The sequence below is a fragment of the Streptomyces triticirhizae genome, from assembly GCF_003696235.1.
Classification (GTDB): Bacteria; Actinomycetota; Actinomycetes; order Streptomycetales; family Streptomycetaceae; genus Streptomyces; species Streptomyces triticirhizae.
In genome coordinates, this window is the sequence record NZ_RFFJ01000025.1 from 1 (window position 1) to 18,687 (window position 18,687).

Consider the following 18,687-nt stretch of genomic DNA (forward strand, 5'->3'; position numbering starts at 1 on the left):
CAGCCCGCGCAGCAGGTCGGCCCCGTCGCGCGCGACGACGGCCGCTCGGTGTGGCCCGCCGGCGTCAACGCGCGCCAGGGCGCGGGCGACGGCGGTCGGGTGTCGGCGCGTGGCCGGCTCGTCGAGGCCCTCGACGAGCCCGGTCAGCGCGGCGGCGTGGCGACGCAGCGAGGCGGGACCGGGAGCCGAGAGCGGCCACAGGGTCACCGGGGCGGCGGCAGGGGCGGCGGGGGCGAACTCGGGCTCTGGTGTCATGGGACTGGCCATTAATCCAGCATTGGGGTATCCCCTTAACGAACACTGATCGAGATCTTAATGAGCCGGCGATGTCCGGTTCCGCCATAGCGGCAGGTCAGAAGGGGAAGCGGCCCGTCTGCCACGGTTTGCCCGCTGGGGCGCCGCCACTCTTCCGAAGGGGGGCTAGGGGAAGCGATTAGGGGTAGGGGGAAGGGCTTGCCTTTGAGAGGCTCCTTCCGAAGTCCTTAATGGCCCCAGATTCACTGGGAATGGGGGAACATGAAGTACGAAGTGCTTGGACCGCTACGGGTGACCGGAGCGGGAGGGACCTCTTTCATCAGCCCGAGGAAGGCCGAGACACTCCTCGCCGTCCTGTTGACCAGGGCCGATCAGGTCGTCTCCACCGATCAACTCCTGAGCGAGATCTGGGCGATGGCCGCACCGCGCCGGGCCAACGCCGCACTGCACGTGTACGTCTCGCAGCTGCGGAAGATCCTGCGTGGCCCGGCCGGCAGCGGCACAAGCCCGATCGTGACCCGTCCGCGCGGCTACCTGTTGCGCACCGGCCGCAGCAGGATCGACGCCGTCGAGTTCCAGCAGTTGGCCCAGCAGGGCCGGGCACACGTCCGCGAGGGCCGCTACGAGGAGGCGGCCGCCGCCTTCGAGGCGGGGCTGAAGCTGTGGACGGGGTCGGCGTTCAACGGCCTGACCGACAGCCCGCTGGTCTACGGCTACGCGATCTGGCTGGAGGAGTCGCGGCTCGAATGCCTGGAGATGCTGATGGAGACCTACCTGATGCTGGGCCGGCACCGCGAGATCGTCGGCCGACTGCGGAAGTTGAGCGCCGAGCACCCCATGCGCGAGTCGTTCTACCGGCTGCGGATGATCGCGCTCTACCGGTGCGAACGACAGGTGGAGGCCCTGGAGGTGTACCGTGCGGCGCGCAAGCGGCTGACCGACGAGGTCGGCCTGGAGCCGTGCCAGTCGCTCCAGGAGGTCCACAACGCGATTCTGCTGGGTGAGGACCCGTCTCCCACGCGGATGCGGACGCTGGCCGAGACCGGGCCGGCCGCCGCGCACTCCGCCTGACGTCCTGACGTCGGAGCGCACGGGGGTGGGGGAGCCGGACCGGCCAACGGCCGTCAGGAGGAGGCCCGCTGGCGCCGCGTGGCGCGGTTCCGGCTCACCCGCAGAACGACGAAGGCGATCAGGGACAGCAGCAGGAGGATGGCGAACGCCCTGCTGAACGTTCCGACATACCCCTCGACCCGGTACCACTGGTCGCCCATCCAGTAACCGGTCATGATCAGCAGCGAGTTCCACACCAGGCTGCCGAGCGCGGTCATTCCGATGAACGTCGGCAGCGGCATCCGTTCCACCCCCGCCGGAACGGATATCAGGGCACGCAGCAATGGCAGAAGTCGCCCGTAGGCCACGGCACTTCGGCCGTGTTTCGCGAACCACGCCTCGGCCCGCTCCAGGTCGGACGCGCGCACCAGCGGCATCCGGTCCCACATCCGGTACAGCCGGTCCCGGCCGAGCTTGGCGCCCGCCCAGTACAGGCCGAGCGAGCCCACCACCGAGCCCAGGGTGGTCCAGAAGATCAGCGACCAGATGTTCATCACGCCCTGGGCGGCGGCGAATCCGCCCATGGGGAGAAGGATCTCGCTGGGGAGCGGCATAAAGAAGTTCTCAACGGCCACGATAATTCCGGCGCCGGGAGCGCCGATGGCGTCGACGAGGTCGGCCGACCAGCCGGCTATACCACCGTCGGGTTCATTGGGGAGTGCGAGGTGAACGGAGACCATGCGGGGACTCTAGGACCGCGTTCTTCGCATTCTCTAAAATTCCGCCGAAACCCCGGGGTTCGGCCGACGAAAGGGCCCCGGCCGCGCGGCCGGGGCCCTTCCGGGAGGGGAACGTCTCCTCAGCGCGTGACGAGTCCGATGAAGGTCTGCCAGGCGTGGGTGGAGACGACCAGGGGGGTGTGGTCCGGGGTCTTGGAGTCGCGGACGGGGACGATGCCGGGGTAGCCGTCAGCCACCTCGACGCAGTTGTTGCTTCCCCCGTTGCTGTAGCTGGACTTGCGCCAGCGGGCGGCGCTCAGGTCGGGGTGCGAGGCTCGCATGATCTCTAGATTTCCTTCATCAGCGTGCGGATGAACTCCAGGGAGTCCTCCTGGGATAGCGCACGTGCGCAGACCTCATCGTAGGAGAGTTTCAGCTGCCCGACCTCCTCCGGCTCCTCGATGACCTCGCCGCCCTTGGAGTGCTCCTGATAGGCGGCTGAGGACCCGTCCGGCAGCCAGAGCAGGGCGAGCGAGCCGCCCAGCAGATCGTGCAGTCCGGTGCCGAAGGGGAGCACCTGGAGCGTCACATTGGGCAACGCCGCGTCGTCGATCAGCCGTTGCAGCTGCCGCTTCCACGCCTCCGAATCGCGCAGCGGCCGCGCGAAGACCGCCTCGTCCAACACGAAGCGCACATGTGCCGGCGAGGCATCCCGGCGCAGCAGCAGTTGACGGGCGATACGCAGCGCCAGTTGCTCCGCAAGCGCCTCCTCCTCGTCCGGCCGGTGCGGGGTCGACCACAGCAACTCCCGCGCATACTCCTCGGTCTGAAGCAGTCCATGGATCGTCTGGGAGGTGTACGCCTGGATGATCTGGGCCTGGTCCTCCAGCTCCATGTACCGCTGGTACCGCCCCAGGTAGGCGTCGTCCTTCGCGAGCCACCACAGGTTCTGCAAGCCACGCCCGGTGCCGTAGAACTTGTCGAGTCGCCGGGCCGTGTCCAGGTCGCCGAGCCTTTCCCCGCGCTCCAGGCGGTTCAGGTACGAGCGGTCGAATCTGACCCGCTCCGACAGTTCCCCGAGCGACAGGCCGGCCTCCTCTCGGAGTCTGGCCAGTTCCTCCGCGTACCGCCGGCGGGCCGGTGCGAGCCGTTTGGGGTTCGGCCGTGCTGTGGCTATCAACTCCCCCTTACCGAGTGATGGTTGTTGTCCAGTCAAGGGGCATCGCGAAACCCCTGGTCAGCGTAGCGCCATCGGCCGAGGCTTGTAGTCGAATCGTCACAGGAAGCAAGAGGAAGCCCGATGTCCGCGCACCCGAGCACCCTTCAGGAACCACCGTCCGCTCTCTTCAGCTGCGAGGTCCTCGCGGACGCGCGGGGGATCGAGACATGGCGCCGGACGGTGGCTCAGGTGATGCGGTCCTGGGGGGCCTCGGACGCGGCGGTGGAGGTCGCCCGGATGGGACTCTCCGAGCTTCTCGCGAACGTCGTCCGCCACGTTCCCGTTCCCCGTTGCCGCCTGTGGGTCGTCTGCGACGGGCGGCGGGTCACGGTGGCCGTGGCGGACGGGTCGCCGGAGATGCCGGTGGTCCGCGAGCCCGACTGGGACGCGGAGTCGGGGCGCGGGCTGTGGCTGCTGCGGGAGATGGTCGACGCGGTCGGGTGCTACCCGAGGGGGTACGCGACGCCGGCCGGGCCGGCCGAGGGCAAGGTCGTCTGGTTCACGTGCGCCTTCTCCTGCGCCGCCGGCTGTGCGGAGGATGCGAACTGATGAACAGGGAGTGGGATTTTCTCCTCCCGATGCCGGGGCGTCCTGGCCCCGGCACCTGGGTCATCGGTCCGTGCTGGTTCTTCTGCGGCCACCAGGTCACGGCCGTGGTGTGGATCGGGGCGGTCACCACCGTGGGGGCCAACGCCCCGCTCTACGCCTGCGGCGGCTGCCTCGACCAACTCCACGCGATGGCCTGGGACTTCACCGAGTCGGGGTGGAAGGCGCGCTACCGACGGCCGCGCACCTCGTTCGGGCGGCGCCTGCGACGACTTGCCGACGCCTACCAACCAACGAAAGGAAACGACGGGGGATGACCGATACCGATAGCGAGAGCATCACCGGGATCATCGTGAAGGCCGCCGACTGGGTGCTGCGCGAGGAGCGCGGGCCGGGGGTGCCGGAGGGCATCCACGGCGCGGAGTGCATGTCCTGCGACGCGCGTTCGCCGCTCTTCGACAACGACCCGACGCCCGTCGCGGTCTGGAGCGTGCAGCACACCCAGGAGCACCCGGACCACACGCTCTATCTCGCCCGCACCGAGAAGCACTGGCGGGTGGTGCCCAGGCCGGACGAGGCCCCGGCCCCGGCCAACGACCGGACCGCGCGGGTCCTGGGACCGGCGTTCGTCGGCCTGATGTGCCTGCTGACGGCGCTGTCCGGGCTGCTGCCCGCCCTCACCTACTGACCGACCGAACCGACCGAGTAACCAACTCACCAACTCACCATCACAGCAAGGAACAAGGAACCCTCATGCGCACGACCATCCGCACCTCGCCCGTTCCGTTCACCTTCCACATCCTGGCCACCACCGCGACCAACCACGTGCTGATGGTGCGGGGGAAGCGGGAGGGGATGGACGACGGCTGGGTGCTGCCGCACGGCACCGTCCCGCAGGGGCGCTGCGCCATCCTCGCCGCGCGGGAGCTGCTCAACGAGACGACGGGGCTTGACCGTTCGCTCTCCGAGGTGCTGGCCGTCACGCCGACCACCGACGACGACGGCGCGTTGACCGGCTTCTCCTACGTCCTGGACGGCGGGGTGATCCCGGAACTGCCCTCCAACGACCCGGCCGAGGGCGCGAGTTGGGTGCCGATGCGCGAGCTGCACGAGCCGCCGGCGCTCTACCAGTACGCCATCATCGCCGCCGGCCAACGCCGCCGCCTCCCCCTCCTCGTCAACGCCGACCGCCCCGACGCGGCCTTCATCTGACCTCCGGCCTCAGGCCCCGTGGCGCCGGCCGACGAGCCGGCGCCGTGGGGTCGTTCAGTCGCGGTCCCCCGGGCGTGGCCGGCCCACCCGGACGCCGGCGACGGTCATCGGCACCCGCGCCAGGTGGCCCACCAGGAAGAAGCCGAGCACGCCCACCACCAGCGCGGCGACGCCGGCCTGGGTGAGCCAGCCGTCGAGCCACGCCCCGAGCACGTCCTCGCCCAGCCCGCCGCCAGCATCCCGAGGTAGGTGACCAGGCCCGGTATCCAGCCGAACCGGTGGATCGCCAGGCCGCCGAGCACGAACGCGAGCAACAGTGGCCCCAGGACGGCCAGTCCGCCCACCGCGATGCCGGCGATCAGCACGGCCCAGACCAGGTTCCACCTCGGGTCGCCCTCGGGCACGTTGCCGTCGAAGCTGCCGCCCAGCGCCAGGCCCACCAGCACCAGTGCCACGCCGACCCCGAGCCCGATCAGGATCGTCCGAACCAGCCGCTTCTCCCAGCGCGCGATGAAGGCGGGCCCGAACCGGTAGGGATACCCTCGCCGTTCGCCTCGTTCGCCTCGTTCGCCCCGTCCGCCCCGTGCACGTCCGTCTCGTCGGTCGTCCTTGGTCGTCATGCACCGAACCTAAGAGTGCGGTGAATGTCCACTCCAGGGCCCCGGCGGGACTGTCGCGCGACCGTTACGCCCGTTCCCGCTCCCGGGCCGGGGCCCTCACCACGTCGCGACGGTCGGCGCCCCGGCCGCGTGCTGCCGCCAGGTCGCGTTGACCCGCGCGAGCCGGCGGGCGCCGGCCATGCCGCGCAGGGCCGCGACCCTGCCGCCGCTGACCTCGAACACCACGCTGCCGACGACCCGTTCGCCGACCACGGCCAGCACGGCCGGCGAGCCGTTGACCGTCACGAAGTGGAACGTGGGCGAGCCGCCCGCCAACCGCCGCTTCGCGTCCGTCGGTTGGAAGCCGGCCCGCACAAAGGTCGCCACCCGCGCGGGCGTGCTGCGCCGCAGCAGCCGGCCGCCGAGGCCGGCGCCGTCCGAGACCGCCGTGACATCGTCGGTGAGCAGCGCGACGAGACGTTCGGTGCGGCCCGACACGGCGGCGGCCAGGAACTCCTCGACGACCCGGCGCGCCGACGCCGGATCGGCCTCGCGGTCCTGGCGGCGCTCGGCGGCGATCCGGGCCCTGGCCCGGTGCGCGTGCTGCTGGCTCCCCGACTCGGTGATGTCGAGAATCCCCGCGATCTCGGCGTGGCTGTACGCGAACGCCTCACGCAGCACATAGACCGCCCGCTCGACCGGCGACAGCCGTTCCAGGAGCGTCAGCACGGCCAGCGACACCGACTCGCGCTGCTCGAAGGTCTCGGCCGGGCCGAGCATCGGGTCCCCCGCGAGGAGCGGCTCGGGCAGCCAGGCGCCGGCCGGCCGCTCGTGGCGCGCCCGCGCCGAACGGAGCCGGTCCAGGCACAGGTTGGTGACCACCTTGGTCAGCCACGCCTCCGGCACCTCGATCCGTTCCCGCTCGGCGGCCTGCCAGCGCAGGAACGCGTCCTGCACGGCGTCCTCGGCGTCGGCGGCCGAGCCGAGCAGACGGTACGCCAGCGAGGCCAGCCGGGTCCGGCTGGCCTCGAAGCGTTCGACGGCCACGCTGTCCATGCGCCCGAGCCTAGGCGGCACCCCGCACCCCGGCCCGCTCGGGGACCGTCACCACGCGGCGCCGGCGCTTCGGCATCCCGAACGTCGGGTGCGCGACGCCCCAGCCGGCGCCCAGGAGCACGCCCGCCTTGAGTCGCGAGGTCGCACGGCCGCGCAGCGACCAGGACCTGGCCCGCGCCTCGCCGTCCACCATCTGGAAGACCGCGTCCCACTTGCCGAGGCTGATGTGGTTGCCGAAGTACTTCAGGTCGACGGTCGGCACCTCGCGGCCCGTCAGGCGCGCGATGATCGCGGCGGTCGCCTGCATGTTGGTCACGCCCGCCGAGGCGCAGGACATCGGCAGCGGCTGGCCGTGCTCGCCGATCGCGTGCACCGCGTCGCCGGCGGCGTAGACGTCCGGGTGCGAGACCGAGCGCATGGTGCGGTCGACGAGGATCTGGCCGGTCTCCGCGACCGCCAGGCCGCTGGCGGCCGCGAGGGGGTGCACGGCGAACCCGGCCGTCCACACGGTCACTTCGGCCGGCAGCGCCGTGCCGCCGGCGGCGATCGCCCGCGTCGGCTCGACCGCCTCGACGGTGGTGTGCTCGTGGACGGCGATGCCGAGCCGGTCGAAGGCGCGGCGCACATGGCGGCGTGCCTTCGGCGAGAGCCAGGCGCCCAACTCGCCCCGGGCGGCCAGCGCGACGGAGAGGTCGGGCCGGCGCTCGGCGATCTCGGTGGCGGTCTCGATGCCGGTCAGCCCCTCGCCGACGACCAGCACGGTGCCCGAGGCGCCCAGCCCGGCCAGGCGTTCGCGCAGCCGCCGCGCCGAGGCCCGGCCGGCCACGTCGTAGGCGTGCTCGGCCACGCCGGGCACGCCGTTGCGGGCGGCGGAGCTGCCGAGCGCGTAGAGCAGCGTGTCGTACGCGATCTCGTCGTCCCCGCCGTCCCCTTCGGTCACGGAGACGGTCGCGCGCTCGGGATCGACGGCGGTGACCCGCGCGACGCGCAGCCGCACCCCGCTGCCGGCGAACACCTCGGTGAGCGGGCGGAACGCGATGTCCCGGCCGGCGGCGAACTGGTGGAGCCGCATCCGCTGGACGAAGACGGGATCGGCGTTGACGACGGTGACCTCGACGTCGGCGGGGGAGAGCCGCCGGGCCAGGTTCCCGGCGGCGAAGGCCCCGGCATACCCGGCCCCGAGGACAACGATGCGGTGCTTCATGGCGTTGCTCCTGTCTCGTTCGCGTGCCCCCTGAACGAGACGGCGGCCCGAACCCTGACAGCGCCCGGGTGTGACGCCGGTCACTCGGTTGCGGGCGCGGGTATACGGTGGGCCGGGGGTTCGGCGTGCGGGCCGAACGCCCCCGTTCCGGTTGTTCGTTGAGGTTGTGTGGGGGTTCCGTGCGGTGGAGAGTCGCCCTCGTCGCGTTCTTCCTCGTGCCCGGGCTCTGGGGCGCGACCAACCTGGTGAGCGCCCTCACGGCGTCGACCGAGGTCGTGTGCCCGGGGGAGAACGTCGGCGAGGACGGCGAGGAACACCCAGGACCCATGCGGCCGGGGGACGCCGAGTGCGCGGTGCTGGACGGATCGGTCGCCGTGGGAACCCGCACCTACGAGCAGCAGCGGCAGGTCCAGTCCCTGGAGCGCCGGCGGGACGCCAGGAACGGCACCCTGCTCCTGGCCTACGGCGCCGCCGGATCACTCCTGTCCTGGCGCGCCACCCGCCCGACCCCCGGCCGGGACTGAACCCCACACCGGGCCGAGCGGCACCAGTCCGATCCGGCAGACGGGTGGTCACGAGGTGTGGTGCGAGCGGCCGGGAGCCCCCCAGGCACTTCCATGGCGGCATGACCCCACCATCCGAGCCCGCCGGGCCCGCCCCCGCCGCCCAGCCCGCCGCTCCCCCCCCCCAGCCCGCCCAGCCGTTCCTCGCCCGAGCGGCGTCGGAGCTGCGGGGACGACTGCCGTTCTCCGACACCCAGGACTTCGAGGACGCGACGCGCGGGCTGATCGCGCGCCGCGAGCCGGGCACCGTCACCGCCGAGGACGGCCGGGTCCTGTGGGACAACGACGCCTACGCCTTCCTGACGGGCGACGCCCCCGACACCGTCAACCCGAGCCTGTGGCGGCAGTCCCAACTCGTCGCCCAGCAGGGCCTCTTCGAGGTCGTCGAGGGCGCCGTATCACCTCCTGGGACCACCATGGCCCGCATCCTGTGGCGCAGACGGATCGCGTTCAGCGGGCTTCGGCCGCGGACCAGGGAGACCTCGGACCGCAGGCGACTTCGTCAGGGAAGCAGGGGCCTCGTCGCTCGACGAGATGACGCGTCGGCAGCCACCCGGTGGAGACGGGTGAGGACCTATCCGTACGTCGGGCCTGCCGAGCATCTGGCCAGAGCTTCTGTGGCAACCGCCGGCCGCCCCGTCACCACCGCCCACGCACTCGCGGTATGGCTCTCCGAGCAGCCTCCGGACGACGTGGCCGAGCCCTTCACCTACACGGTCGACACCGGCCTGCTGCTGCGCCTCGCCCCGCGACGAAGTGAACATGTGGTTTGCTCCGGTGGAGTTCCGGTGATCGCCGCTGGAGAGATGAGTTTCACCCGTCAGGGGGGAAACTGGGAAGTCGACGGCGTTACCAACCAGTCAACGGGCTACTGCCCGGACCCGGAATCCTGGGCGGCTGTCCACGCGGCACTGGAGACCGCAGGGGTCGAACACCCCGCGTACTTCACCCACGCCTTCACCTTTCGGAGGTGCGCGGGCTGCGGACACCAGAACATCGTGCGCGATGAGTACTTCTTCTGCGCTCTCTGTGACGAGCCGCTGCCCCCGTAGGGGGACCAACCGGGGACCGGATGGTGATCGGACCACCCAACAGGGCCGGCCCGTCCCGCGCGTTCCCGCCCCGCCCCGCGCCGAACGCGCGGCCACCCGGCTCCCGCCCCGCTCACAGCCCGCGCCCCCGCCCCGTGCGGGAGACGTAATCCCCGGCGCGCCCGCCGCGTGACGGGCCGGTAATGCGCGCTTCCTACCGTTCCTGATCACGGGCCGCCCCGGCAGGTGGGGCGGCCCGACAGGCAGCCGGGCGGCCCGCTCGACGGGAACGGGCCGGCCCGAGGGACCGGGGCGCCCCCGAAAGACCGGGGCGGCCCGGCAACGGACAGGCCGGGGAGGGAGGTTCGGTGGCGGCAGGCGCGAAGGACGGCGGGGCGCGTACCGTCTGCTCGTACTGCGGCGTCGGCTGCGGCATCGTGCTCGACGTGACGCGGGACGACGCGGACGGCCGCCGCCGCGCGACGCTCGCGACCGGCGACCGGGCGCACCCCGCCAACTTCGGCCGGCTGTGCACCAAGGGCGCCACCAGCGCCGACATGCTGGCCGCGCCCGGCCGGCTGGCCACGGCGCTGGTGCGCGCCGAGCGCGGCGCCCAGCCGGCCGAGACCGACGTGGACCTGGCCGTCGCCGAGGTCGCCGGCCGGCTGCGGGCCGTCCTGGACGAACACGGCCCCGACGCCCTCGCGTTCTACGTCTCAGGACAGATGTCCCTGGAGGCGCAGTACCTGGCGAACAAGCTCGCCAAGGGCTTCGTCCGCACCCAGCACATCGAGTCCAACTCCCGGCTGTGCATGGCCTCCGCCGGCTCCGGCTACAAGCTGTCCCTGGGCGCCGACGGCCCGCCCGGCTCCTACCAGGACCTCGACCACGCGGACACGTTCCTCGTCATCGGCTCCAACATGGCCGACTGCCACCCGATCCTGTTCCTGCGCATGATGGAACGGGTCAAGGCCGGCGCCCGGCTGATCGTGGTCGATCCCCGGCGCACCGCGACCGCCGAACGGGCCGACCTCCACCTCGCGATCCGGCCCGGCACCGACCTCGCCCTGCTCAACGGCCTGCTCCACCTGCTGGTCGAGAACGGCCACACCGACGAGGAGTTCATCGCCGAGTTCACCGAGGGCTGGGACGAGATGCCCGCCCTCCTCGCCGACCACCCGCCGTCGCGCGTCGCGGAGATCACCGGCCTCGCCGAGGACGACATCCGGCGGGCGGCGGAGTGGATCGGCGAGGCCGACGCGTGGACCAGCTGCTGGACGATGGGCCTCAACCAGTCCACCCACGGCACCTGGAACACCAACGCCCTGATCAACCTGCACCTGGCCACCGGCGCCATCTGCCGCCCCGGGGCCGGCCCGTTCTCGCTCACCGGCCAGCCCAACGCCATGGGCGGCCGGGAGATGGGCTACATGGGCCCGGGCCTGCCGGGCCAGCGCTCGGTCCTGGTCGACGCCGAACGCGCCTTCGTCGAACGGCTGTGGAACATCCCCGAGGGCTCGCTCCGCACCGAGGCCGGGCGCGGCACGGTGGAGATGTTCGAACGGATGGCCGCCGGCGAGATCAGGGCGTGCTGGATCATCTGCACCAACCCCGTCGCCTCCGTCGCCAACCGCGGAACCGTCATCGCCGGCCTTGAGGCCGCCGAACTCGTCGTCACCCAGGACGTGTTCGCCGAGACCGAGACCAACGCCTACGCCGACGTCGTGCTGCCGGCGACGCTCTGGGCGGAGTCCGACGGCGTGATGGTCAACTCCGAGCGGAACCTCACCCTCGTCCAGGGCGTCGTGGACCCGCCCGGGCAGGCGTTGCCCGACTGGGAGCTGATCGCCCGGGTGGCCCGCGCGATGGGCTTCGTCGAGGGGTTCTCCCACGCCTCGTCCGAGGAGGTCTTCGAGGAGATCAAACGGGCGTGGAACCCGGCGACCGGCTGGGACCTGCGCGGGATCAGCTACGAGCGGCTGCGCGCCACGCCCGTCCAGTGGCCGGCCGCCACCGCCGAGGGGCCCGACCGCAACCCGATCCGCTACCTCAACGACGGGATCAGCCAGGCCCCGCTCGAACGCGAGGACGGCACCCGGCCCCGGCTGGCCTTCCCGACCCCGAGCGGGCGCGCCAGGTTCTACGCACGGCCACACCTGCCGCCGGCCGAACTCCCCGACGACGACTACCCGTTCGTCCTCAACACCGGCCGCCTCCCGCACCAGTGGCACACCCTCACCAAGACCGGCAGGGTCGCCAGGCTGACCCGGCTCAACCCCGGCCCGTTCGTCGAGATCCACCCCGAGGACGCGGCGGCGCTGGGCGTCGCGGCGGACGACCACGTCGAGGTCGCCTCCCGCCGGGGCCGCGCGGTGCTGCCGGCCGTGGTGACCGACCGGGTCCTGCCGGGCACCTGCTTCGCGCCGTTCCACTGGAACGACCTGTTCGGCGAGTACCTCAGCGTCAACGCCGTCACCAGCGACGCCGTCGACCCGGTCTCCTTCCAGCCCGAGTTCAAGGTCTGCGCCGTCACCCTCACCAGGACGGCCGCGCCCGTCCCCGCCGCGCGGCCGGAGGCCGAGCCGGCGGGCGCCGCCCCGACGGCGCCAACGGAACGGGCCCAGGCCGCCGTTCACGCCCTGGCCACGCTCTGCGGCATCACCGACCTCGCCCCGCAGGCGCCCACCGAGCGGGAGCGCCGCTATCTCTCCGGCTACCTCTCGGGGCTCGCCCTGGCCCCGCCCGACGGCACCGTCCCCGTCCTGCCGCCCGACGCGGCCGTCGCCCCCGAGCGGGCGCTGTGGCTCAACGGGGTCCTGGCCGGCATGTTCTCCCGCGTCCCGGCGCCGGCCGCGGATCTCGCGTCGGCCACGGAACGGGGGCGCCGCGTTGTCGTGCTGTGGGCCTCGCAGACCGGCAACGCGGAGGAGTGCGCCACCGCCGCCGCCGGCCGGCTGGCGGAGGCGGGCCACGCCCCCGAACTCCTCGCCATGGCCGACGCCTCCCCGGCCCAACTCGCCGACGGCACCGACCTGTTGGTCGTCACCAGCACCTTCGGCGACGGCGAAGCCCCGGACAACGGCGCCGACTTCTGGCGGGCGCTCGCGGCGCCCGACGCCGCGCGCCTGACCGGCGTGCGGTACGCGGTGCTCGCCTTCGGCGACTCCAGCTACGACGACTTCTGCGGCCACGGCCGCCGGCTCGACGAACGGCTGAGCGCGCTCGGCGCCACCCGGCTGGTGGCGCGCGCGGACTGCGAGCCCGACTTCGGGGAGGCCGCCGAACGGTGGCTCCACGAGGTGCTCGCCGCCCTCAACGCGCCCCCGGAGCGGCCGACTTCGGCCACGACGCCCCGGCCGACGGGCGACCCCGCGCCCGCCCCCGCCCGTTACACCAAGGCGTCCCCGTTCCTCACCTCCCTCGTCGGCAACCGGCTGCTGAGCCTGCCCGGTTCGCAGAAGGAGGTGCGGCGGTTCGCCCTCGACACCCGCGGCGGCGAGCTGGCGTACGAGGCCGGCGACTCCCTCGGCGTCTGGCCCGTCAACGGCGAACCCCTCGTCGAGGAGTGGCTGGCCCTCACCGGACTCGGGCCCGAGGAGCCCGTCGACCTCGGCGACGGGGCGCCGGTCCCGTTCCGGGAGGCGCTGCGCGGCCGCCTCGACATCACCCGCCTCACCACCGACCTGCTCCGGTTCGTCGCGGACCGCACCGGCAGCCGCGAGCTGCGCCGGCTGCTGCGGCCCGACAACAAGGACGCGCTGGCCAGGTGGAGTTGGGGCCGGCAGGCCGCCGACGTCGTCGCCGGTTTCCCGGTCCGCGCCTCCGCCGAGGAGTGGGCCGGCGTCCTGCGGCCGCTCCAGCCGCGCCTCTACTCCATCTCCTCCAGCCCCCTCGCGCACCCCGAGGCCGTCCACCTCACCGTCTCCGTCGTCCGCTACACCAACGACCTGGGCCGCAAGCGCGGCGGCGTGTGCTCCACCTACCTCGCCGACGGCGCCCACGACGCGCCGGTGCGGGTCTTCGTCCAGCCCACCCCACGTTTCCGGCCGCCGGCCGACCCCGCCACGCCGCTGATCATGGTCGGGCCCGGCACCGGGGTGGCGCCGTTCGTCGGCTTCCTCCAGGACCGCGCGGCCCGTGGCCACACCGGCCCCAACTGGCTCTTCTTCGGCGAACAGCGCCGGGCCACCGACTTCTACCACCGCGAGGAGTTGGAGGCCCACCTGGCCTCCGGCCACCTGGACCGCCTCGACCTCGCCTTCTCCCGCGACCAGCGCAACAAGGTCTACGTCCAGGACCGGATGCGGGAGAACGGCGCCCGCCTGTGGCGCTGGCTCCAGGACGGCGCGCACTTCCTGGTCTGCGGCGACGCGGGCCGCATGGCCAGGGACGTGGACCGGGCCCTGCGGGACGTCGTCGCCACCCACGGCAACCTCACCCCCGACGAGGCCGCCACCTACGTCCGCCGCCTCACCACCGAACGACGCTACGTCCGCGACGTCTACTGACCGTTGACCCGCCGGGGGGCCGGCCACGCGACCTCCCACCAGGGGGGCAACGCGTCCACCGCGATGCGGACCTCCGAGGTCGACGCCAGCACGCTCCGGGCAGCCAGTTGCTGCGACAGGGCGAGCCCGGCACCCATGTGTTGGCGCTGCGGGGCGGGGTGACCAAGGTGGTGGCCGGGCGCCGAGCCTCGGACGGCGGCGCCTCGTTGCGCGCCCCGCAAATTTGCGAGGCAGGCAATTTTCGGTAGAGTGGGCCCGTGCCAACTGGACCGAGCGTCCCCCGCAGGGCAGGCGTGGCGCACCAGGTGGTCCGGTCCTGAGCCGCAGGCTGCGGGGAGCCGGACCGGGGCGCGCGCGATCCCCGTGAAGTCCCCATGGAACCTCGCGCTGCCACGGCGCGCGGCCACGGACATCGGCACCGGACGGTCGGTGCCCGAGAGGTGAGAGTTGGATGAACGAGATGCCGAACACAACGATGCGCGCCGTGCGTTACGACCGCTACGGTCCGCCCGAGGTGTTGAGGGTCGCCCACGTCCCCATGCCCAAGCCCGGGCCCGGGCAGGTGCTGGTGAAGGTGCACGCCTCCAGCGTCAACCCCATCGAGGCCCAGGTGCGCGCCGGCAAGATGCGCCCCATGAGCGGCCTGCGTCCCCCCAAGGGCATCGGCCAGGACTTCGCGGGCGAGGTCGTCGCCGCCGGCCCCAAGGTCGACGACGGGCTGGTCGGCAGGCGCGTGTGGGGCACCACCTTCGCCCTCGGCGCGGCCAACACCGCCGAGTACATCACCGTCAAGGAGTCGTTGGTCGCGCCCGTGCCCTCCGGCCTCGAACTGGTCAACGCCGCCGCCCTGCCCACCGTCGGGCTCACCGCCCTGGTGGCCCTCGGCGCGGCCAACGTCCAGCGCGGGCAGCGGCTGCTGATCGTGGGCGCCGCCGGCGGCATCGGCAGCGCACTCATCCAGATCGCCCACGCCAGGGGCGTCGAGGTCGCCACCGTCAGCAGCGGCGACAACCTCTCCTTCTGCTCCGACCTGGGCGCCAAGGAGACCTACGACTACGCCTCGCTGGCGGCCCTGCGAGAGGCCGACACCTTCCACGCCGTCGTTGACCTCTACGGCGCCAACCTCGGCACCTACCGCTCCCGGCTCCGGTCCGGCGGACGGATCGTCACCCTCGCCGCCAAGGGCATGGGGTACGCGATGGTCTCCCTGCTGCTGCCCGGCCCCCGCGTCCGGCTGGCGCGCGCCAAGCCCAGGAAGGAACTCCTCGTCGAGCTGGCGCAGTTGGTCGAGAGCGGCGACCTGCGGCCCGTCGTCGAGAAGGTCTACCCGCTGGAGGAGATCGGCGAGGCACACCGCTCGGTGGAGAGCGGACACAGCCGGGGCAAGCGCGTCATCCAGGTCGTGGGCGACGTCGAGAGCTGACCTCTTCCGGACGCTTCGAAGCGTTTCCAGCGCTTCCGGACGCTTCGAGGGGCGTCCTCCGGGCCGTCGGTTCTCCGCCTTCCCGTATTGCTCGTGCCGGGGGCTTGTCCCCGGGTGCTCGTGCCGCGTTGCTCGTGCCGAAAGTGACTCCGGCACGCCTGCTCGGGAGAATCGCGGCGCGCCCGCCCCGTCGAAGTACGCCGTGGAACGCGACAACGTGCCGCCCGCGCCCGGCGGAAGCAGTCTGCCGATCAGCACCGAGGGACCGTCGGCCGCGTTGGCGACGAACGCGCCGTGGACCTCGCGGTCTTCGATCAACTCGCGTGCCTCGTCGGTGGTTTCGACCCTGGTCACGTCGAAGTCCCCGGGGAGGCTCTCCGTCAGACGCTCGCTCAGTTCGTCGCCCGCCTGCCCCTCGCCGACCACGGCCACGGGAACGTCGTCGGGCCCGAGATGGATCCGCGGCAGCGCGAAGGCGAGCAGGATGCCGGCGAGGAACACCGTGACGATCGCCCCGGGCGGCCGGGCTCGCCGAGCCCCGCGCCGACCGCGCGCCGACCTCGCGCAGCACCGCGCTCAGCAGATCCGGACAGGAGCAGGTCTTCTCGGTGTCCAGCCAGTGGCACAGCGCCGCGCGGATCGCGCCGACGGCGACCGAGGCGGCCATGCCGGGGAAGAGGTCGGCGTGCGGGGTGGTACCGGTGCGGGCGGCGATGACCAGGGCGAGCGAACGCTCGATGTCGGCATACGCCTGGAGCTGCTCGGCCTCCAGCGAGGGGATGTCCCTGATCAGCCGGGCCCTCACCCTCCGATGTTCCGAGGGGGCGGGCCGCACGTGCTGGATCGCCGCCTCGGCGATCGCGGTGCCGATGCCGCCCGAGCAGGGGCGGTCGGGGCAGACCACCCCGCAGTCCGAAGTCGTCTCGTCGAGGCGGCGCACCACGCCGCGCCGGACGCGCGGCGTGGCGGCGGCCCCGTGGATCAGCGCCGGGCGACCCGTCCACCCGGCTGGCACCCGGTCGACGAACGGCGACGCCGCCCCCGCCGGGCGGGCCCCGGTGCTTGGCGCCGCCGGGGACGTCGGCCGCCCCGGGTTTCAGACCCGGCTGCCCTCCAGCGCGGCGAGCAGCTGGTCGCTGGTGGCGACCGCGCCGAATATGCCGCCCTGCATACTGATCATGTTCAGGGCCGCCCGGTGGTTGCTCAGCTCGGTGGCGCCCGTGCAGTCGGAGAGCAACAGGCACTCGTAGCCACGGTCGTTGGCCTCGCGCATGGTGGTGTGGACGCAGACGTCCGTGGTGATGCCGGTCAGCACCAGGTGGGTGATGCCACGGGTGCGCAACAGCAGGTCCAGGTCGGTGGCGTAGAAGGAGCCCTTGCCCGGCTTGTCGATGATCGGTTCCCCGGGTTCGGGGGCCACCTCGGGCACGATCTGCCAACCGGGCTCTCCCCGCACCAGAATCCGGCCACACGGACCGGCGGAGCCGATCTCGGCGCCCATCCGCGCCGAGCGCCAGCGCTTGTTGGCCGGCAGGTCCGCCAGGTCGGGGCGGTGACCCTCGCGGGTGTGGATCACGGTCATGCCGGCCGCGCGGGCTGCGGCCAGGACGCGCGCGGTGGGTTCGAGACCGGCGCGGGTGAGGGAGATGTCGTAACCCATGGCGTCGACATAGCCGTTGGGGCCGCAGAAGTCGGTCTGCCAGTCGATGCACAGGAGGGCGGTACGGGCGACGGTCACGTCGCCGTCGAAGGGCCAGGTGTAGGGGGTCGCGTCAACGGAGGCCATGGTTCTCGTTCCTTGCGGGTGCGGGTGCGGGTGCGGGTGCGGGTGCGGGTGCGGGTGCGGGTGCGGGTGCGGGTGCGGCGGTGGGGGTGGCGTCGGCGGGTGCGTCGGGCGCGTGGCCGCCGGCTGTGGCGGGGAGCAGCCGTTCGGCGAGGACATAGATGACGGCGGCGGCGACCATGCCGGTGACGGCCGAGCAGAACTCCGGCCCCTCGTAGTGCGCGAGCGTGGCCAGCGCGGCGCCGCCCGCCCAGGCGAGCAGCGGCGAGGGCCGCAGTCCCGGGACGACCGGCCGGGCCGCCGCCGCGCCGCGCCGCAGCAGCTGGTCGGTGATCATCACCGCGCCGATGGGCGGCACGAAGACGCCCAGCAGGGTGAGCCAGGTCTCGAAGTGCTCCCAGACTCCGGCGAGGGCGACGCCCAGGCCGAGCACCCCGATGACGAGCACCAGGCGTCGCATGGGCGCGCCCGTCAACTGCCCCCAGCCGACGGCCGCGTTGTACAGGCAGTGCGCGGAGACGGAGCCCAGGTTGACGAAGACGAAGACGACGGCCGCCGCCGTGAGCGCCCCGCCCTGGTCCGTCAGCAGGCCGAGGAAGTCCCCGCCCGCCGAGGCCGGCGCCACCGCCGCACCAGCGGCGACCACCACGGCGCCGACGACCAGCGCCACCAGGTTGGCCACGGGGAAGGCCGTGAGCGAGGCGAGCACGGCCTCGCGACCGCTCCTGGACCAGCGGGTGAAGTCCGCCGTCATGGTGCCGGAGTCGACGAACCCGGCGATGACCATGGTGACGCAGGCCCCGAAGGCCAGGGCGCCGCCGGCCGGAGCCTGTCCCTCGTACGACAGCACGTCGGACACATCGGCCTCGCGGAGCGCCAGCACGATGGCCACGGCGCCGAGCACCAGGTACATCGGTGCCGCGACCCAGCCGATGGCGGAGAGGGCGCGGATTCCGGCGTAGGCGAGGGCGACATAGAGCACGCCGGCGAGGAGCACGGTGCCCTCGGTGTGCCAGCCGAGGGCGGCGTGCAGGGTGGACCCGGTGAGGCCGACCTGGAAGGCGAACCAACCGATGACCACGGTCGCCAGGAACGCCGAGGCCAGGACGGCGCCGTGGGGACCGAAGGTGACGGCGGCGATCCGGGCGAAGGTGTTCCCCGTGCGGCCGGCGAGGAAGCTGAGCGCCCCCACGTAGCCGCCGAGGACCAGGCAGCCGACGAGGATCGCGAGCATCCCGACGGCGAAGCCGAGGTTGTAGGTGATGACCCCGCCGAAGACGGCGTTGGTCAGCACCATCGGGAAACCGAACCAGACGGACGAGACGGACAGCAGCGAGCGCCGGTGCTCCGGCGGAACGGGGCCGTCCTCGAACTCGTCCTGGAGCCGCACGCGGCGGTCGGGGGCCGAGGGAACGGGCGGGAAGTCGTCGGATATGTCGGCTTGCTGTGGGGTTGTGGGACGCACTGAGGGCATGAGGAGGCTCCAGACGGCCGGCGGAGGCCGAGCAGCGGTTGACGG

Annotated in this window: 18 protein-coding genes and 1 pseudogene; 9 read left to right on the top strand and 10 right to left on the bottom strand. The window is 72.7% G+C overall.

Annotated elements, in window-relative coordinates; all coding sequences use genetic code 11:
• Window positions 1–255 (bottom strand): annotated as a pseudogene (locus tag EBN88_RS07365) (hypothetical protein); the annotation flags it as partial.
• Between the two features lie 261 nt (window positions 256–516).
• Between EBN88_RS07365 and EBN88_RS07370 the strand changes: the two are divergent.
• Window positions 517–1,326, top strand: coding sequence for an AfsR/SARP family transcriptional regulator (locus tag EBN88_RS07370; protein ID WP_122183009.1), 810 nt, complete (start codon window positions 517–519; stop codon window positions 1,324–1,326).
• Between the two features lie 53 nt (window positions 1,327–1,379).
• On the opposite strand, the gene EBN88_RS07375 is transcribed toward EBN88_RS07370, so the two are convergent.
• The 3 genes from EBN88_RS07375 to EBN88_RS07385 form a co-directional block, all read right to left on the bottom strand.
• A complete protein-coding gene (locus EBN88_RS07375) occupies window positions 1,380–2,045 on the bottom strand; it encodes a DedA family protein (protein ID WP_122183010.1) in 666 nt (221 codons plus the stop codon).
• A 119-nt stretch (window positions 2,046–2,164) separates the two neighbouring features.
• Entirely contained in the window at window positions 2,165–2,365 is a 201-nt protein-coding gene (locus EBN88_RS07380; protein WP_122183011.1) for a DUF397 domain-containing protein, read from the bottom strand.
• 5 nt (window positions 2,366–2,370) lie between these two features.
• Entirely contained in the window at window positions 2,371–3,204 is an 834-nt protein-coding gene (locus tag EBN88_RS07385) for a helix-turn-helix domain-containing protein (protein ID WP_158621331.1), read from the bottom strand.
• A 120-nt stretch (window positions 3,205–3,324) separates the two neighbouring features.
• Here EBN88_RS07385 and EBN88_RS07390 point away from each other — a divergent pair, with 120 nt between their 5' ends.
• The 4 genes from EBN88_RS07390 to EBN88_RS07405 all read left to right on the top strand — a co-directional run bounded on the left by EBN88_RS07390 (window position 3,325) and on the right by EBN88_RS07405 (window position 5,001).
• Window positions 3,325–3,792, top strand: coding sequence for an ATP-binding protein (locus EBN88_RS07390; RefSeq protein ID WP_122183013.1), 468 nt, complete (start codon window positions 3,325–3,327; stop codon window positions 3,790–3,792).
• A complete protein-coding gene (locus EBN88_RS07395; protein ID WP_147472674.1) occupies window positions 3,792–4,106 on the top strand; it encodes a hypothetical protein in 315 nt (104 codons plus the stop codon). The genes EBN88_RS07390 and EBN88_RS07395 overlap by 1 nt, the downstream gene beginning before the upstream one ends.
• A complete protein-coding gene (locus tag EBN88_RS07400; RefSeq protein WP_122183015.1) occupies window positions 4,103–4,477 on the top strand; it encodes a DUF7848 domain-containing protein in 375 nt (124 codons plus the stop codon). The genes EBN88_RS07395 and EBN88_RS07400 overlap by 4 nt, the downstream gene beginning before the upstream one ends.
• Window positions 4,478–4,542: 65 nt before the next feature.
• On the top strand, window positions 4,543–5,001 hold the full coding sequence (locus EBN88_RS07405) for an NUDIX domain-containing protein (RefSeq protein ID WP_122183016.1): 459 nt from the start codon (window positions 4,543–4,545) through the stop codon (window positions 4,999–5,001).
• A gap of 104 nt (window positions 5,002–5,105) precedes the next feature.
• Here EBN88_RS07405 and EBN88_RS07410 read toward each other — a convergent pair whose 3' ends face one another.
• The 3 genes from EBN88_RS07410 to EBN88_RS07420 form a co-directional block, all read right to left on the bottom strand.
• Window positions 5,106–5,621, bottom strand: coding sequence for a hypothetical protein (locus EBN88_RS07410; protein ID WP_122183017.1), 516 nt, complete (start codon window positions 5,619–5,621; stop codon window positions 5,106–5,108).
• A gap of 96 nt (window positions 5,622–5,717) precedes the next feature.
• Complete coding sequence (locus tag EBN88_RS07415) at window positions 5,718–6,656, bottom strand: sigma-70 family RNA polymerase sigma factor (RefSeq protein ID WP_122183018.1); 939 nt, start codon at window positions 6,654–6,656, stop codon at window positions 5,718–5,720.
• Between the two features lie 10 nt (window positions 6,657–6,666).
• On the bottom strand, window positions 6,667–7,860 hold the full coding sequence (locus EBN88_RS07420; protein WP_122183019.1) for an NAD(P)/FAD-dependent oxidoreductase: 1,194 nt from the start codon (window positions 7,858–7,860) through the stop codon (window positions 6,667–6,669).
• A gap of 179 nt (window positions 7,861–8,039) precedes the next feature.
• Between EBN88_RS07420 and EBN88_RS30440 the strand changes: the two genes are divergently transcribed.
• The 4 genes from EBN88_RS30440 (at window position 8,040) to EBN88_RS07445 (ending at window position 15,385) form a co-directional block, all read left to right on the top strand.
• Window positions 8,040–8,384, top strand: a complete 345-nt coding sequence (locus EBN88_RS30440; RefSeq protein ID WP_158621332.1) for a hypothetical protein — start codon at window positions 8,040–8,042, stop codon at window positions 8,382–8,384.
• Between the two features lie 101 nt (window positions 8,385–8,485).
• Window positions 8,486–9,475: a hypothetical protein gene (locus tag EBN88_RS31670; protein ID WP_233580518.1), complete on the top strand. Its 990-nt coding sequence runs from the start codon at window positions 8,486–8,488 to the stop codon at window positions 9,473–9,475.
• 347 nt (window positions 9,476–9,822) lie between these two features.
• Window positions 9,823–13,962, top strand: coding sequence for a bifunctional nitrate reductase/sulfite reductase flavoprotein subunit alpha (locus EBN88_RS07440; protein WP_122183021.1), 4,140 nt, complete (start codon window positions 9,823–9,825; stop codon window positions 13,960–13,962).
• A gap of 460 nt (window positions 13,963–14,422) precedes the next feature.
• Window positions 14,423–15,385, top strand: a complete 963-nt coding sequence (locus EBN88_RS07445) for an NAD(P)-dependent alcohol dehydrogenase (protein ID WP_158621333.1) — start codon at window positions 14,423–14,425, stop codon at window positions 15,383–15,385.
• Here EBN88_RS07445 and EBN88_RS32660 read toward each other — a convergent pair.
• The 3 genes from EBN88_RS32660 to EBN88_RS07455 all read right to left on the bottom strand — a co-directional run bounded on the left by EBN88_RS32660 (window position 15,354) and on the right by EBN88_RS07455 (window position 18,642).
• Entirely contained in the window at window positions 15,354–16,400 is a 1,047-nt protein-coding gene (locus tag EBN88_RS32660; protein WP_158621334.1) for an acyl-CoA-like ligand-binding transcription factor, read from the bottom strand. The two genes, EBN88_RS07445 and EBN88_RS32660, sit on opposite strands and share 32 nt — an antisense overlap.
• An 81-nt stretch (window positions 16,401–16,481) precedes the next feature.
• Entirely contained in the window at window positions 16,482–17,171 is a 690-nt protein-coding gene (gene biuH, locus EBN88_RS07450) for a biuret amidohydrolase (RefSeq protein WP_122183023.1), read from the bottom strand.
• Complete coding sequence (locus EBN88_RS07455; protein ID WP_122183024.1) at window positions 17,158–18,642, bottom strand: cytosine permease; 1,485 nt, start codon at window positions 18,640–18,642, stop codon at window positions 17,158–17,160. Before EBN88_RS07455 ends, biuH begins: the two co-directional genes overlap by 14 nt.
• Window positions 18,643–18,687 lie beyond the last annotated feature (45 nt).